Here is a 15,715-nt window from a genome sequence, read left to right on the forward strand (position 1 = left end):
TGTGACGGCGCATGCTCGGTAGGGTGAAGTTTCGCTGCGTGTCGAGAGAACACGCGGTTCGTGACGAGGAGGTCGGCTATGGCACAAGAGCAGACCACACGCTCCGGCGGTGGCGATGACGACGACGGTTCGGCCGAGGGCGCATCGGGTCAGGAACGACGCGAGAAGCTCGCCGAGGAGACCGACGATCTCCTCGACGAGATCGACGACGTGCTCGAGGAGAACGCGGAGGACTTCGTCCGCGCCTACGTGCAAAAGGGCGGCCAGTGACGGACGCGAACTCCGTTCCCCGTCCCCACGAGAGCGACACCACCCTGCGCTACGGGTCGCCGTTCTCCTCCTTCAGTGAACACCTGCGGGCCTACGCACCGCACCTGTTGCCCGAGAACCGTTTTCGTGCGGATCTCGCTGTGTCCCCGGAGGCGACGATGCAGTCCGACATCGCACCGCACGGCACCACCATCGTGGCCGTCACCTTCGACGGCGGCGTCATCCTCGCGGGTGATCGCCGCGCGACGATGGGCAACCTCATCGCCAGTCGCGACGTCGACAAGGTGTACGTCACGGACGACTACTCGGCCGCCGGCATCGCGGGTACCGCGGGCATGGCGATCGAGCTGGTGCGGCTGTTCGCGGTCGAACTCGAGCACTACGAGAAGATCGAGGGCGTCTCCCTCACCTTCAACGGCAAGGCCAACAAGCTGTCCTCCATGGTGCGGGCCAATCTCGGTGCGGCCATGCAGGGTCTGGCTGTGGTTCCGCTGCTCGTCGGCTACGACCTCGACGCCGCCGACGCCCGCCATGCGGGGCGCATCGTCTCCTACGACGTGGTCGGTGGCCGCTACGAGGAACGGTCCGGCTACCACGCGGTGGGATCGGGATCGCTGTTCGCGAAGTCGGCGATGAAGAAGCTCTACCGCGAGGACATGACCGAGGACGAGGCACTGCGCGTCGCTGTCGAATCGCTGTACGACGCTGCCGACGACGATTCGGCGACCGGCGGACCGGATCTGACCCGCGGCATCTACCCGACGGCGGGTGGCCATCGGTGCCGGGGGAGCGAACCTGGTGGGATCGGACCGCATCGAGGCTCTGGCCCGTGCGGTACTGCAGGACCGATCGGAAGAAGGGGGTGCGCGCCGATGACGATGCCGTACTACGCGTCCGCCGAACAGATCATGCGCGATCGTTCGGAACTGGCGCGCAAGGGAATCGCACGCGGTCGCAGCGTGGTCGTGCTGACCTACGCGGACGGCGTGCTCTTCGTCGCCGAGAACCGGTCCTCCGCACTGCACAAGGTGAGCGAGCTGTACGACCGCCTCGGCTTCGCCGCGGTGGGCAAGTACAACGAGTTCGAGAACCTGCGCCGCGCCGGCATCGTGCACGCCGACACCAAGGGCTACACCTACGACCGTGCGGACGTCACCGGACGATCGTTGGCCAAGGCGTACGCGCAGACGCTCGGCACCATCTTCACCGAGCAGCTCAAGCCGTACGAGGTGGAGATCTGCGTGGCCGAGGTCGGTGCCGTCGACGAGAGTCCCCGGTCCCAGCTCTACCGCATCACGTACGACGGCTCGATCGTCGACGAGGTCGACTTCGTGGTCATGGGCGGTGCCACCGAACCGATCTCGACGGTCCTGCGCGAGAAGTACCGCTCGGGGCTCGATCTCGACGCGGCGGTCGCGCTGGCAGTCGGTGCGCTCCAGGACTCCACGTCGACGCCGCCGACCAACGGTGCCGCGAGCGAGCCCGCGGAGAAGCGCGTCCTCGAGGTCACGAGCCTCGAAGTGGCCGTTCTCGAACAGACGCGGCCGAGGCGTGCGTTCCGGCGGATCTCCGGAGCGGCGCTCCAGGGACTGTTGCCCCCCGGTTCGGAACCTGCGGGCACCTGACCGATCGGGTACGAAGCACCCGTCACGCGCGCGGCGCGTCGGCGGTGCCCGTTCCGTACAGCGTGAGCAGCGAGGGCCGGGCCCGGTAGTCGAAGGCCCGGCCCTCGCCCGCCACCTCCCCGTCCACCGCCACCGCGACCGTGGTCTGCAGGTTGCGCACCGAGACCGCCGGCACCCGCAGATGGCGGTAGGTGGGCGACGTGCCGAGAGTCCCGGTCATCGCGGCGAGTGCGAGGCGGGTACGCGAGAGCCGCATGTGCGCGCGCAGGAACCGCACGTCCAGCACACCGCTCGCGATCGACGGCCGCGACATGGGCACCTGATCACCCGGCGTGTAGGTGCCGTTGCCGACGAACATCATCCACACCGAGTCGCGGCGCCCGTCGATCTCCACGTGCATCGGTTCGGCCACCGCCAGGACGGCCACCATCGCGGCCGCGGCCGCGGGCCACTTCCCGATGCGTGAGCTCCACTTGTCCCGCAGCCGAACCGAATCCGGGTAGCCCCCGATGCTGGCGGTGTTGACGAAGAGGATCTCCTCACCGCCGTCGATGCTCACACCGCCGAGATCCACCCGGCTGGACGCGCCGCGAGTGACGGCGTCCGCGGTGACCGACACCTCCACCGCGCCGACGTCCCGTGCGAAGTGGTTCAGCGTGCCGCCGGGGAACACCGCGAGAGGAAGCCCCGTCCGCACCGCGGCCGCGACGGCAGCGGCCACCGTGCCGTCCCCTCCGCAGACTCCGAGCGCGAGCACGTCCGATCCTGCGGCGCGGACGAACTGGGCGGTGAAGTCGTCGTCGGCGTCCGGCTCGAGGAACCGCGCCCTCGGCAGGGCCTTCGCCACGTCGGCGACGACTTCCGAATTGTGGGTGCCCGCGCCCGGATTGACCAGCACGAGCATTCCCTCACCCTCGTGCAGGGCGGGCGCCGGCCCCGCGGGGCCCAACTCGGCCGACTCGGTGGAGCGCACGGCCCACCAGCGGCGGGTCGACAGCGCGACCGCGACCCCGAGCGCCGCGCCCACCACCACGTCCGACGGCCAGTGCACACCGACGTGCACTCGCGAGTACGCGACGGTCGCGGCCAGCGGGGCGACGAGGAGACCGGCGAGCGGAGCCTCGAGCGCCACGCCCGTCGCGAACGCCGCGGCGGAGGCGGCGTGACCCGACGGGAACGACGACGACACGGGTGGGGTCATGATCCGCCGGAGCGCGGGGACCGACGCGGCCGGTGGACGATCGCGGGGGAGCAGCGGCTTGAGCACCCCGTTCGCGAGCGAGCTGGCACCCACGACCGCGAGCATGCCGCGTACGGCACCTCGTCGTCGGGGGCCGCCGGACGCGGCGAGCGCCGACGCCACGATCGCCCACAGAACGCTGTGATCGGCGAGCCCGGTGAGCGTGCGCAGCGCCGGGTCCAACCCCGACGGTCGCGACGCGAAACTGGCCTTCACCAGCGCCAGATCGACGGAACGGGTACGGCCGCGCAGCGATCGGGGATTCACCTGCGCCACACTACGGCTGCCACGGGCTCGGGTAGCCGATGCCGCGGTCGATGCCGTTGTACTGTCGAAGTGTGCAGCGACGAATCATGGGGATCGAGACCGAGTTCGGTGTGACGTGCACGTTCCACGGGCACCGTCGACTCAGCCCGGACGAGGTGGCCCGGTATCTGTTCCGGCGTGTCGTGTCGTGGGGACGCAGCTCCAACGTGTTCCTGCGCAACGGTGCGCGGCTCTACCTGGACGTCGGCTCCCATCCCGAGTACGCCACTGCCGAGTGCGACAGCCTTCTGCAGCTGGTCACGCACGACCGCGCCGGCGAGCGTGTTCTCGAGGACCTGCTCATCGACGCCGAGCAGCGTCTCGTCGAGGAGGGCATCGGCGGCGACATCTACCTGTTCAAGAACAACACCGACTCCGCGGGCAACTCCTACGGCTGCCACGAGAACTACCTCGTGGTGCGCGCCGGTGAGTTCTCCCGCATCTCCGACGTGCTGTTGCCGTTCCTGGTCACCCGCCAGCTCATCTGCGGCGCGGGCAAGATCCTGCAGACGCCGAAGGCCGCCACGTTCTGCCTCTCGCAGCGCGCCGAGCACATCTGGGAGGGCGTGTCGTCCGCGACCACCCGCTCACGGCCCATCATCAACACGCGTGACGAACCGCATGCCGACGCCGAGAAGTACCGTCGTCTGCACGTCATAGTCGGCGACTCCAACATGGCCGAGCCGACGACCATGCTCAAGGTCGGCACCGCAGCGCTCGTCCTGGAGATGATCGAGGCGGGCGTCTCGTTCCGAGACTTCGCCCTGGACAACCCGATTCGCGCCATCCGCGAGGTGTCCCACGACTCGACGGGGCGGCGCCCCGTCCGTCTCGCGGGGGGACGCCAGGCCAGTGCACTCGAGATCCAGCGCGAGTACCACGCCCGCGCCGTCGAGCACCTGCGTAACCGCGAGCCGGACGCGCAGATCGAGCAGGTCGTCGACCTGTGGGGCCGCACCCTCGACGCCGTCGAGGCGCAGGACTTCGCCAAGGTGGACACCGAGATCGACTGGGTGATCAAGCGCAAGCTGTTCGATCGCTATCAGGACAGGTACTCGATGGACCTGTCCGACCCGAAGATCGCCCAGCTGGACCTGGCCTATCACGACATCAAGCGCGGCCGCGGCGTCTTCGACGTGCTGCAGCGCAAGGGACTGGTCAAGCGCGTCACCGAGGACGACCAGATCGACGAGGCGGTGAACACGCCGCCGCAGACGACACGCGCGAAGCTGCGTGGCGAGTTCATCAGCGCCGCACAGGAGGCGGGACGCGACTTCACCGTCGACTGGGTGCATCTCAAGCTCAACGACCAGGCTCAGCGCACGGTGCTGTGCAAGGACCCGTTCCGCTCGGTCGACGAGCGCGTGGAGCGCCTGATCGCGTCGATGTAGAGGCCGACGGTCCTCCTTCTCCACAGGAGTCCCGTCCTCCCCACCCCGGCGATGCGCACGGGTGGGGAGATGCTCAGCCACTAGGCTGGGTCGGTGGCGATCTCCAAAGTCGAGCGGTTGATGAACCTCGTCATCTGCCTGCTCTCGACACGGCAGTACCTGACCGCCGAGCGCATCCGCGAGTCCGTCGCCGGATACGAGGACTCGGCGAGCGACGAGGCCTTCAGTCGCATGTTCGAGCGCGACAAGAACGAGCTGCGTGATCTCGGCGTCCCGCTCGAGACCGGTCAGATCTCGCGCTTCTCGACGGTCGAGGGGTACCGCATCAACCGCGATCGGTACGAACTCCCCGACGTCGACCTGGCCAGCGACGAGGCCGCTGCGGTCGCCGTGGCCGTCCAACTCTGGGAGTCGCCCGAGCTCACCTCCGCCGCTCAGAGCGCGATGTTGAAGTTGCGCGCCGCGGGCGTGCAGGTGGACACCGAGAACTCGCCGGCCGCCGTGACCGCCGTTCCGTCCCGCAGTCGAGGTTCCGAGCCCGCGCTGGGCAAGCTGCTCGCTGCTATCGACGCCGGCCGGTCCGTGCGGTTCTCGCACCGTTCCACCCCGGCCGCCCCCTTCCGGGAGCGCACCGTCGAGCCGTGGGGAGTGGTCACCCACTCCGGACGCTGGTACCTCGTCGGGCACGACACCGAGCGCGACGCCGTCCGTACCTTCCGCCTGTCACGGATCGGGGACGACGTCGTGGCCTTCGGACCGGCGGGATCGGTGCGCAAGCCCGACGACGTCGATCTCGGTGTCATCGTGGCCCGCGCCGCCGCGAGCGGTGACGTGGCGGGCAGCGCCGACGTCTGGGTTTCGGAGGGACGGGGACTCGAGCTGCGCCGTCTCGGCACCGAGGTGGAGACGCGTGAGCTCGTGGGGCGACGCGGTTCCGTGGTCCGCATCCCGGTGCGGTCGTGGGAGTGGATCGCCCGGGTGGTCGCCGGCCACGGCGCCGACGCGATCGTGCTGTCGCCGACCGAACTCCGCGACATCGTCGTCGGCACCCTGTCCGTGAGCGCGCACCGCGCGCCGACCGACGCCGTCTCGCCCGGGAGCAGCTCATGAGCGTTCGCCTGTCCTCGCGGCTGGCCCGGCTGCTCAACCTCGTGCCGTACTTCATCGCCAATCCGGGTATCAGCGCGGCCGACGCCGCGGCCGAGCTCGGGGTCACGACCAAACAGCTGATGGACGACCTGAACCAGCTGTGGATGTGCGGACTGCCCGGATACGGTCCGGGCGATCTCATCGATCTGTCGTTCTCCGAGGACAGCATCGAGGTCACGTTCTCCGCCGGTATCGACAGGCCGCTGCGCCTGACGTCCACGGAAGCGACCGCACTGCTCATCGCGCTGCGGTCACTCGTCGAGATGCCCGGCATGGTGGACCCGTCCGCGGCGTACCGCGCCATCGCGAAGATCGAGGCCGCGGCGGGTGTCGCGGCGGCCGAGGGGCCGGACGACACGCCCGAGCCGCAGGAGAGTCCCAGTGTCACGACCGTCCGTGGGGCGCTCGCCCGCGGTCGCGCGCTGCACATCACCTACTACTCGGCATCGCGGGACGTGGTGTCCGAACGCACCGTCGATCCGTTGCGCATCGTCCTCGTCGACGATCAGAGCTACCTGCAGGCCTGGTGCCGCGACGCGGAGGGCGTCCGGCTGTTCCGGCTGGACCGCATCGATGCCGCGACCGAGCTGGACGAGCCGTCCGCACCGCCTGAGCAGGCCCGGACCGGTGGGGACGCACTCGATCTCTTCCACGACGATCCGTCGCTGCCGCTCGCACGGCTCGTCGTCGCACCCGACCACGTGTGGATTCTGGACTACTACCCCATGACGCAGACCGCTGCGCACGACGACGGCTCGATCGAGGTCTCGATGCGATTCGCGACGCTCGACTGGATGAGCCGTCTGGCGCTGGGTCTGGGGTCGGGAGTGCGGGTGCTCGGACCGCCCGCACTGGTTCGTGAGGTCACCGCTCGGTCGCGCGACGCCCTCGACGTCTATCGCGCCGTCTCGGGAGCGTGACCGGCCCATCTCGAGTCGTCCGGACATGCAGGACTCGTCCGGTGAACTCTCGGCGAACGGTCGGTACGCGGGTCCACCGGACACCGGGTGGGAGCCCTCGGGTCCGGTAGCATCGAATCCACCGAAACTGGGAGGTTTTTCATGGGTGCGTTACAACCCTGGCACTGGATCGTCCTGATCGTCGTGCTCGTACTGCTGTTCGGATCGAAGAAGCTGCCCGAGGCCGCACGTGGCCTGGGACGCTCGATGCGCATCTTCAAGAGTGAAGTGCAGGAGATGCAGAACGACGGCAAGAAGCCGGACACCACCACGAACACGGCGCCGGCACCGCAGTCGCAGTTGCCGTCCCCGAACACGGTCACCCCGACCGTCGCGTCGACCGAACCGACGCACGAGCAGCACCCGCGCTCGGCCTGACACTCGCAGGCACCACGGTCGGGGCGATGTCGCCTCGGCCGTTTCGTGGGTGGTGACCGAGGTTCGCGCCCGCTGCGGCGTGCGCACCTCGGCACCCGTCACCGCGAACCACAGTCTTCAGTCCAGGCACCGCAGTCGACAGGCGAAGAGTCACCGTGCGCATACCGTTCGATCCGCGACAGCGCAGGCGTCGCGTCAATCCCGACGGCACCATGTCGTTGGTGGAGCATCTCTACGAGCTCCGCACGCGTCTGCTGTGGTCGATGCTGGCCATCGTCCTCACCACGATCGTGGGGTTCTTCTGGTACTCGCACTCGCTGCTGGGCATCGAGTCGCTCGGTGACCTGCTCCGCGGGCCGTACTGCTCGCTCCCGTCCGAGAGTCGCGCCGAGCTCACCGACGACGGCACGTGTCGGCTGCTCGCCACCGGACCGTTCGAGCAGTTCATGCTCCGGTTCAAGGTGGCCATCACCGCGGGCGTCGTGCTCGCCTGCCCCATCTGGCTCTATCAGGTGTGGGCGTTCATCACGCCCGGCCTCTACCGCCAGGAACGGCGCTACGCCATCTCGTTCGTCACGGCGGCGGCCGTGCTCTTCGTCTCCGGCGCCGTCCTCGCCTACATCGTCGTCGCGAAGGCCCTGCACTTCCTGCTGACCATCGGCGACAACGTCCAGGTCACCGCTCTCAGTGGCGCCGAGTACTTCGGCTTCGTCATCAACCTGCTCGTCATCTTCGGCGTCAGCTTCGAGATCCCGCTTTTGATCGTCGCGCTCAACGCTGTCGGCGTCCTGAAGTACGAGAAGCTCCGCGGCTGGCGTCGCGGGCTCATCTTCGCGATGTTCGCCTTCGCCGCCGTCGTCACGCCCGGCGGTGACCCCTTCTCGATGACCGCGCTGGCGCTCGCGCTGAGCATCCTCGTCGAGTTCGCCATCCAGATCGCGCGCGTCAACGATCGACGGCGCGCACGGCGCGAGACCGAGGAGTGGGGGAACGTCTCCGACGACGAGGCGTCGCCTCTCGACACCTCCGCCGCCCCGGTCGGCAGGCCCGTCCCGGTGCGTCACGACGCCGAGGCCGACTACTCCGACACTCTCTGAGCTGCCCACGCTGTCTGAGTGACCCCCATCGGCGGACACCCTCTAATCTGGAGTCGTGGCCAATCACAGCGGGCAGCAGAACACCGGCGACATCCGGACTCGACTCGTGGACGGGCCGAAGCTGACGGAGTTCGCGGCGTCGCTTCCGTTCCCGCTCGATCCCTTCCAGATCCGCGCCTGCTCGGCCCTCGAGGACGGGCACGGCGTGCTGGTGTGCGCGCCGACCGGAGCCGGCAAGACCGTCGTCGGCGAGTTCGCCGTCCACCTCGCACTCACCAGCGGCGCGAAGTGTTTCTACACCACCCCCATCAAGGCACTGAGCAACCAGAAGTACGCCGAGCTCGTCGCGCGCTACGGCAAGGGCTACGTCGGCCTGCTGACCGGTGACCAGAGCATCAATTCGGACGCACCGATCGTCATCATGACCACCGAGGTGCTCCGCAACATGCTGTACGCGGAATCGCCTGCGCTGCGCGGACTCTCGCACGTGGTGATGGACGAGGTGCACTACCTCGCCGACCGGTTCCGCGGCGCCGTGTGGGAGGAGGTCATCCTGCACCTGTCCGAGGACGTCCGGCTCGTCAGCCTGTCGGCGACGGTGAGCAACGCCGAGGAGTTCGGCGCCTGGATGGAGACGGTGCGTGGCAACACCACCGTCGTCGTCGACGAGACCCGCCCGGTTCCGCTGTGGCAGCACATCCTCGTCGGTCGCCGCCTGTTCGACCTCTTCGACGCCGAGGCGAACAACGGTGCTCCGGGCGGCGTGGTCGTGGACAAGAACCTCGTCCGGTACGTCAAGGAACGAGTGCAGGCCGAGCGCATGGGCGCCTGGGAGGCCCCACGCGGCCGTGGCCCGCGGTCGGGTCGGTCCGGTGGCCGCCCCGGCCGGCCGGAATCTCGTCCGATCCCGCGGCCCGACGTCATCAAGCTCCTCGACGAGGAGGGGTTGCTTCCCGCCATCACGTTCATCTTCAGCCGCGCCGGGTGCGACGGCGCCGTCGATCAGTGTCTTCGATCGGGACTGCGGCTGACCTCCGAGGAGCAGGCGCGCGAGATCACCGAGGTCGTCGAGCGCCACACCGCCGAGATCCCGCGCAGCGACCTCGAGGTGCTCGGCTACTGGGAGTGGCGCGACGCCCTCGAGCGGGGCATCGCCGCGCATCACGCAGGGATGCTGCCGGTGTTCCGGCACACGGTCGAGGAGCTGTTCGTCCGCGGTCTGGTCCGCGCGGTCTTCGCGACGGAGACCCTCGCCCTCGGCATCAACATGCCGGCGCGGACGGTGGTGCTCGAGCGCCTCGTGAAGTTCAACGGTGAGGCGCACGCCAACCTGTCGGCGGGGGAGTACACGCAACTCACCGGCCGCGCCGGTCGTCGCGGTATCGACGTCGAGGGTCATGCGGTGGTGCTGTGGCAGTCGGGTGTCGAGCCGACGGAGGTGGCCGGGTTGGCCTCCACCCGTACGTTCCCCCTGCGGAGTTCGTTCCGCCCGTCGTACAACATGGCGGTGAACCTGGTCGACCGGATGGGTGTCGACGCGTCCCGGATGCTGCTCGAACGGTCGTTCGCGCAGTACCAGGCCGATGCGTCCGTCGTCGGGTTGGTGCGCGGTATCGAGAAGAACGCCGTGGCTCGGCGCGAGTTGCTCGGCAAGTTGGGCGGCGAGGACTCGCCCTACGTCGAGTACACCGCCCTGCGCGCGCGCCTCAAGGAGCGCGAACGCGAGCTCGAGCGTCAGGGCCGCACGGATCGTCGCAACGATGCCGTCACGTCGCTGGTGTCGCTGCGGCGCGGCGACGTCATCTCCATCCCGTCCGGTCGACGCTCGGGACTGGCTGTCGTCCTGGAGACCGACGCGAACTCGGTGGACCCGCGGCCGCTGGTGCTCACCGAGGACAAGTGGGCGGGGCGCGTGTCGTCGGCGGACTTCCCCACACAGGTGTCGGCTCTCGGCCACATGCGCCTTCCCCGCCACGTCGATCACCGCACGGCGCAGACCCGTCGGGACCTGGCGTCCGCGCTCCGTGGAACGGGAATCAGCGCGCCGGGACGCGGTCGGCGCCGGCAGTCGTCGGCCGGCGACGATCGCGAGCTCGGAGTGCTGCGCCGCGCCGTCCGCTCGCATCCGTGCCACACCTGGCCGGATCGTGAGCATCTCGCCCGGCTGGCCGAGAAGTACAGCCGGCTCGAACGTGACACCGATGCGATGAAGCAGAAGGTCGCCGCGACCACCAACTCGTTGGCCCGTACCTTCGATCGCATCCTGGCGCTGCTCACCGAGCGCGGCTATCTGGCCGCCGGTCCTGACGGCGAGGTCGCGGTCACCGACCGTGGAGCCAAGCTCGGACGTCTGTACTCGGAGTCGGACCTGCTGGTCGCGGAGTGCCTCGCCGAGGGAATCTGGCGAGGCCTCGGGCCGGCCGAGCTCGCCGCCGTGGTCTCGACCGTCGTGTACGAGTCGCGCCAGGAGGGTGAGAGCGCGGAGCAGGGTCCGACCGGGAACATCCGACACGCGTTGACCCGCACCGTCGCCGCGTGGCACGAGCTCCGCGCGGACGAGATCCGACTGAAGCTGCCTCCGACGCGGGAACCCGACACCGGGTTCGCGGTGGCCGTCTACAAGTGGGCTCGCAAGGAGTCGCTCGAGGACGTGCTGTTCGCCGCGGGTCAGCACGGCCGCGCCCTGTCCGGCGGGGACTTCGTACGGTGGTGCCGCCAGGTCATCGATCTGCTCGACCAGATCCGCTCGGCGTCCCCCGACGACGAGGTCACCGCGACCGCCACGAAGGCGATCTCGGCGATACGGCGCGGAGTCGTCGCCGTCGATGCCGCATGATGGTCTCCACAGTCACAGCAGTCACCACAGGCACCCACCGGAGGCGATGATGAGCGGCCCGTACAACCCCGACGACCGTTCCTCGGCCGGTGAGGACACGCCCACCAGCCAGTACCCGAGCGGACAGCAGCCGGGCTACGATCAGCAGCCCTACGGTCAGCAGCCCTACGGTCAACAGCCCTACGGTCAACAGCCCTATGGTCAGCAGCCGGGCTACGACCAGCAGGCCTACGGTCAGCAACCCCAGTACGGGCAGCAGCCTTACGGCCAGCAGCCCCAGTACGGCCAACAGCCTTACGGCCAGCAGCCCCAGTACGGCCAACAGCCCTACGGCCAGCAGCCCCAGTACGGCCAGCAGCCCTACGGACAGCCGGGTTACCCGCAGGGCAACCAGCAGTGGAACGCCGCGCCGGCGCAGAAGCAGTCGAAGGTGCCGTTCATCGTGGGCGGCGTCGTCATCGCCGCGATCGTCGTGGCGGGTGGGATCTACGCGGCCACGTCGCTGGGCGGCGACACCCTGGACAACTCCGCGGTGCAGAGCGGGGTGGCCAAGATCGTGACGGAGTCCTACGGCGCGATCGACGTCTCCGCGGTGTCCTGCCCGTCGGGCCAGAAGGTGGAGGCGAACACGACCTTCTCCTGCGACCTGACGGTGGACGGTGAGGCGCGCTCGGTGACGGTGACCGTCAAGGACGACCAGGGCACCTACGAGGTCGGCCGGCCCCAGTAGCTCACCGCGCCATCGCGGTGAGAAGGCGGCCGACGGAGTTCTGCACGCCGAGTTCCTCGGCGAGCGCCGCGAGGCGTTCCGGATCGACGGGCTCGTGCGGCAGCACGTCGGGGCGCGACCAGATGATGTCCGCATCGGTCACCACCCGTACCACCGGGAGTGCGGCGTCGATGTAGTCGCGGGAGCTCTGGATTTTCGCGCGCACCCCGGCCGACATCTCGGGGTCGCCCGAGTCGGCGGCGGCGAGCAACGCCTCGAGGGAGCCGAACTTCTGCATGAGGGACGCCGCGGTCTTCTCCCCGACGCCCTTCACCCCGGGCAGTCCGTCGGACGAATCACCGCGCAGCAGTGCGAGTTCGGCGTAGCCCGGCCCGGGTCGGTCCGCGGGCACCCCGTACTTCTCGGCCACTTCTGCCGGGCCGAACAGCTCGGCTTTCGCCAGTCCGCGTCCCGCGTAGAGCACACGCACCGGAACCGGATCGTCGGAGACGACCTGCAACAGGTCGCGGTCTCCGCTGACCACCACCACGGTGCCGTCGCGCTCGGTGGCGGCGAGGGTTCCCAACACGTCGTCCGCCTCGAGACCCTCCGCTCCGGCCGTCGCGATGCCCGCGGCCTCGAGGATCTCCAGGATCAGGTTCACCTGCGGACCCAGTGCGTCGGGTGCCTCCTCCGCGTCCGGGCCCGCAGCGGACTCGGTGAGCACCCGATGCGCCTTGTAGGACGGCACCAGATCGACCCGGAAGGTGGGACGCCAGTCGAGGTCGAGGCAGACGGCCAGTCGGGACGCACCCGTCCGCGTGATGAGGGACGCGACCATGTCGGTGAAACCACGCACCGCGTTCACCGGCCGACCGTCGGGCGCCGTGATCGATTCGGGCAACGCGTGGAAGGCCCGGAACCACAGGCTCGCCGCATCGAGGAGAAGTACCGTGTCTCTGCTCTCGGCCGTCATGCGCCACATCCTGCCGCATGTAGGCGGCACCGGAGTCGATAGCCTGGCGTCATGACGTCTCGGTTTCCCTCCTCCGTGTATCGCACCCGCCTCGACCGAGCGGCGGCTCTCGCCGCCGAGGCCGGTCTCGACGCGCTGTTGATCACGCCCGGACCCGACCTGCGCTATCTGCTCGGCTCGCGCGCCGAGTCGTTCGAGCGTCTGACCTGCCTCGTCGTCCCGGCGGACGGCACGGCCGCGTCGGTGGTGGTGCCTCGCATCGAATTGGCGGCGTTGAAGGACTCGGCCGCGGCCGACCTGGGAATCGAGCTGCGGGACTGGGTCGACGGCGTGAATCCGCATCAGGCAGTCGCGGCGCTGCTTCCCGGCCCGGCCCGGACCGCTGTCACCGACGCCATGCCCGCCCTGCATCTCGTTCCGCTGACCGAGGCGCTCGGCGCGATGCCCGTCCTGGCGACGGCGGTCCTGCGCGAGCTCCGGATGACCAAGGACGACGCGGAGATCGGCGCGTTGCGCACGGCGGGCGCCGCCATCGACCGCGTCCACGCGCGCATGGGCGAGTTCCTCGCGGCCGGGCGCACCGAGGCTCAGGTCGCTGCCGACATCTCGGCCGCGATTCTCGAGGAGGGGCACACGGAGGCGGCGTTCGTCATCGTCGGCTCGGGCGCGCACGGCGCCGACCCGCACCACGAGGTGTCCGAGCGCGTCATCGAGGAGGGCGACGTCGTCGTCATCGACATCGGTGGCCCCGTCGAGCCGGGCTACAACTCGGACTCCACCCGGACCTACAGCATCGGTGAGCCGTCGGACTCGGTCGCTGCGACCGTGGCGGTCCTCGAGCGCGCGCAGCAGGCAGCTGTCGATGCAGTCCGTCCCGGAGTCACCGCGGAGTCGATCGACGCCGCCGCACGCGACATCCTGGTCGACGCCGGCTACGGCGACGTCTTCGTGCACCGCACCGGGCACGGCATCGGCCTCTCGGTGCACGAGGAGCCGTACATCGTGGCGGGCAACGACATTCCGCTCGAGGTGGGGATGGCGTTCAGCATCGAGCCGGGGGTGTACTTCACCGGCGAGTGGGGCGCCCGCATCGAGGACATCGTCATCGTGACTCCGGAGGGCTGCGAGTCGGTCAACACGCGGCCGCACGGCCTGACCGTGCTTCCGGTGCGATGAGCCTCGACCTCCTCGCCACACTGCGACGCGAGGGCGACCGCCTCGCGTCGATGCCTGTCGAGGCGCTGACGGCGCCGGTACCCACCGTGCCGGGATGGACGCTCGAGCACGTGGTCCGACACACGGGCAAGGTCCACCGGTGGGCGAACGCGGTGATCCTGGCGGGCCCGGGTGCGGACACGGGCGCGGTGGCGAAGCAGCAGGTCGAATCGTTACCCAAGGGCCCGGACAGTCTCCCCGCGTACCGATCGTCGCTGGAGGCGATGGTCGCCACGTTCGAGTCGACGGATCCCGAGGCGGTTGTGGAGACGTTCGTCGGCGCGCGCACGGCCGCGTGGTGGCTCCGACGGCAGGCACACGAGGTCGCCGTGCACCGCATCGACGCCGCCGACGCCGTCCGCGCCGCCGGGGGAGTGGCGCCCGAGGCGCTCGATCCCGACGCCGCCGCGGACGCCGTGGCCGAGCTGACCGAGGTGCAGTATCCGCACCGACTGCTCCTCGACCGCCTGACGCCCGAGTCGATCGGGCGCACCGTGCACGTGCACGGAACGGACGTGGACGACCTGGAGTGGACGTTCACGCTCGGGGCCGACGTCCTCGCCAGTGCGCGCGGGCACGGGAAAGCCGATGTGGCGCTGCGGGGTACGGCAGAGCACCTGCTGCTGGTGCTCTGCCGTCGTCGACCACTCGACGTGCTCACCGTCTTCGGTGACACTTCGGTCGCGGAGTCACTGCTCGACGCGTCCCGCTTCTGACGTCACTCGAGGAAGTCGAGCAGCGCCGTGTTGACCTCCTGGTAGTGGGTCCACAGGAGACCGTGGGGCGCGCCCTCCACCTCGACGTAGGTGGCCTCGGGGAAGGCGTCGTGGAACGGGCGACCCGTCGAATCGATCGGCAGGATGTTGTCCGCGGTGCCGTGCAGGATCAGCGTGGGCTTGCCCGACTCGCGAACGGTGCGGACGTCGTCGCGGAAGTCGGTGAGCCACGTCGGAACCACCGCGTACGCGGCGATCGGCGCACTCGCCGCCGCGACGTTCCAGCTGTTGCGGACGGCGGCCTCGCTGATGCGCGTGCCGAGCGTGTCGTCCAGGTTGTAGAAGTCCTTGTAGAACGCGTCGAACCAGGCGAAGCGGTCTCCGCGTGCGGCGGCTTCGATGCCGTCGAACACCGACTGCGGCACACCCGTCGGGTTGTTGTCGGTCTGCAGGAGGAACGGCTCGAGCGACGCGAGGAAGGCGAATTTCGCCACACGGTCGGTCCCGTATCGCGAGGCATACCGCGCCAGTTCACCGGTACCCATGGAGAATCCGACGAGAATCACGTCGCGCAGATCCAGCGCTTCGAGCACCTCGTTCAGGTCCGAGGCGAAGGTGTCGTAGTCGTACCCGGACGTGGGCTTGCTCGACTGTCCGAAGCCTCGACGGTCGTACGTCACGACGCGGTGGCCGGCGTCGAGCAGAGCCGCGGTCTGGCGCTCCCACGAGTGTCCGTCGAGCGGATATCCGTGAATGAGGACGACGGGCTGTCCACTGCCGTGATCCTCGTAGTAGACGTCGACCGGGGTGCTGTTCTCGTGTCCGACAGTGATGTGTCCCATGGCGTG

At 69.2% G+C, this 15,715-nt stretch carries 14 protein-coding genes and 1 pseudogene; 12 read left to right on the plus strand and 3 right to left on the minus strand.

Annotated elements, in window-relative coordinates; genetic code table 11:
• The first annotated feature begins 78 nt into the window (after positions 1–78).
• The 3 genes and pseudogenes from QE449_RS12025 (at position 79) to prcA (ending at position 1,895) form a co-directional block, all read left to right on the plus strand.
• On the plus strand, positions 79–270 hold the full coding sequence (locus tag QE449_RS12025; protein WP_027505357.1) for a ubiquitin-like protein Pup: 192 nt from the start codon (positions 79–81) through the stop codon (positions 268–270).
• Positions 267–1,146 (plus strand): annotated as a pseudogene (gene prcB / locus QE449_RS12030) (proteasome subunit beta). Before QE449_RS12025 ends, prcB begins: the two are co-directional and overlap by 4 nt.
• Entirely contained in the window at positions 1,143–1,895 is a 753-nt protein-coding gene (gene prcA / locus QE449_RS12035; RefSeq protein WP_027505359.1) for a proteasome subunit alpha, read from the plus strand. Before prcB ends, prcA begins: the two are co-directional and overlap by 4 nt.
• A gap of 22 nt (positions 1,896–1,917) precedes the next feature.
• Here prcA and QE449_RS12040 read toward each other — a convergent pair whose 3' ends face one another.
• Positions 1,918–3,201, minus strand: a complete 1,284-nt coding sequence (locus tag QE449_RS12040; protein WP_373428389.1) for a bifunctional phosphatase PAP2/diacylglycerol kinase family protein — start codon at positions 3,199–3,201, stop codon at positions 1,918–1,920.
• Between the two features lie 272 nt (positions 3,202–3,473).
• Here QE449_RS12040 and pafA point away from each other — a divergent pair, with 272 nt between their 5' ends.
• The 7 genes from pafA (at position 3,474) to QE449_RS12075 (ending at position 11,981) form a co-directional block, all read left to right on the plus strand.
• Entirely contained in the window at positions 3,474–4,832 is a 1,359-nt protein-coding gene (pafA, locus tag QE449_RS12045; RefSeq protein ID WP_197027762.1) for a Pup--protein ligase, read from the plus strand.
• Positions 4,833–4,925: 93 nt separating this feature from the next.
• Positions 4,926–5,942, plus strand: a complete 1,017-nt coding sequence (locus QE449_RS12050) for a YafY family protein (protein ID WP_222631129.1) — start codon at positions 4,926–4,928, stop codon at positions 5,940–5,942.
• Positions 5,939–6,901 (plus strand): YafY family protein, encoded by a 963-nt coding sequence (locus QE449_RS12055; RefSeq protein WP_027505363.1) that lies wholly within the window; start codon positions 5,939–5,941, stop codon positions 6,899–6,901. The genes QE449_RS12050 and QE449_RS12055 overlap by 4 nt, the downstream gene beginning before the upstream one ends.
• A 141-nt stretch (positions 6,902–7,042) precedes the next feature.
• On the plus strand, positions 7,043–7,318 hold the full coding sequence (gene tatA, locus QE449_RS12060) for a Sec-independent protein translocase subunit TatA (protein ID WP_027505364.1): 276 nt from the start codon (positions 7,043–7,045) through the stop codon (positions 7,316–7,318).
• Between the two features lie 155 nt (positions 7,319–7,473).
• The gene (gene tatC / locus QE449_RS12065; protein WP_027505365.1) at positions 7,474–8,415 is read left to right on the plus strand and encodes a twin-arginine translocase subunit TatC; all 942 of its coding nucleotides are present in this window, start codon (positions 7,474–7,476) and stop codon (positions 8,413–8,415) included.
• Positions 8,416–8,521: 106 nt separating this feature from the next.
• Positions 8,522–11,251 carry an RNA helicase gene (locus QE449_RS12070; RefSeq protein ID WP_027505366.1) on the plus strand — a complete coding sequence of 910 codons (2,730 nt, stop codon included), beginning with the start codon at positions 8,522–8,524 and terminating at the stop codon, positions 11,249–11,251.
• A 49-nt stretch (positions 11,252–11,300) separates the two neighbouring features.
• On the plus strand, positions 11,301–11,981 hold the full coding sequence (locus QE449_RS12075; protein WP_307108876.1) for a DUF4333 domain-containing protein: 681 nt from the start codon (positions 11,301–11,303) through the stop codon (positions 11,979–11,981).
• 1 nt (position 11,982) lies between these two features.
• Here QE449_RS12075 and QE449_RS12080 read toward each other — a convergent pair whose 3' ends face one another.
• Positions 11,983–12,945 (minus strand): 5'-3' exonuclease, encoded by a 963-nt coding sequence (locus QE449_RS12080; protein WP_027505368.1) that lies wholly within the window; start codon positions 12,943–12,945, stop codon positions 11,983–11,985.
• A gap of 42 nt (positions 12,946–12,987) precedes the next feature.
• Here QE449_RS12080 and QE449_RS12085 point away from each other — a divergent pair, with 42 nt between their 5' ends.
• Together QE449_RS12085 and QE449_RS12090 are read left to right on the plus strand one after the other, a co-directional pair.
• Positions 12,988–14,112 carry a Xaa-Pro peptidase family protein gene (locus QE449_RS12085; RefSeq protein WP_307108877.1) on the plus strand — a complete coding sequence of 375 codons (1,125 nt, stop codon included), beginning with the start codon at positions 12,988–12,990 and terminating at the stop codon, positions 14,110–14,112.
• Positions 14,109–14,867: a maleylpyruvate isomerase family mycothiol-dependent enzyme gene (locus QE449_RS12090; RefSeq protein WP_051613232.1), complete on the plus strand. Its 759-nt coding sequence runs from the start codon at positions 14,109–14,111 to the stop codon at positions 14,865–14,867. The genes QE449_RS12085 and QE449_RS12090 overlap by 4 nt, the downstream gene beginning before the upstream one ends.
• A 2-nt stretch (positions 14,868–14,869) precedes the next feature.
• Here QE449_RS12090 and QE449_RS12095 read toward each other — a convergent pair whose 3' ends face one another.
• Positions 14,870–15,709, minus strand: coding sequence for an alpha/beta fold hydrolase (locus tag QE449_RS12095; protein ID WP_307108878.1), 840 nt, complete (start codon positions 15,707–15,709; stop codon positions 14,870–14,872).
• Between the last annotated feature and the right edge of the window lie 6 nt (positions 15,710–15,715).

The sequence above is a fragment of the Rhodococcus sp. SORGH_AS_0303 genome (assembly GCF_030819335.1).
GTDB lineage: Bacteria > Actinomycetota > Actinomycetes > Mycobacteriales > Mycobacteriaceae > Rhodococcoides.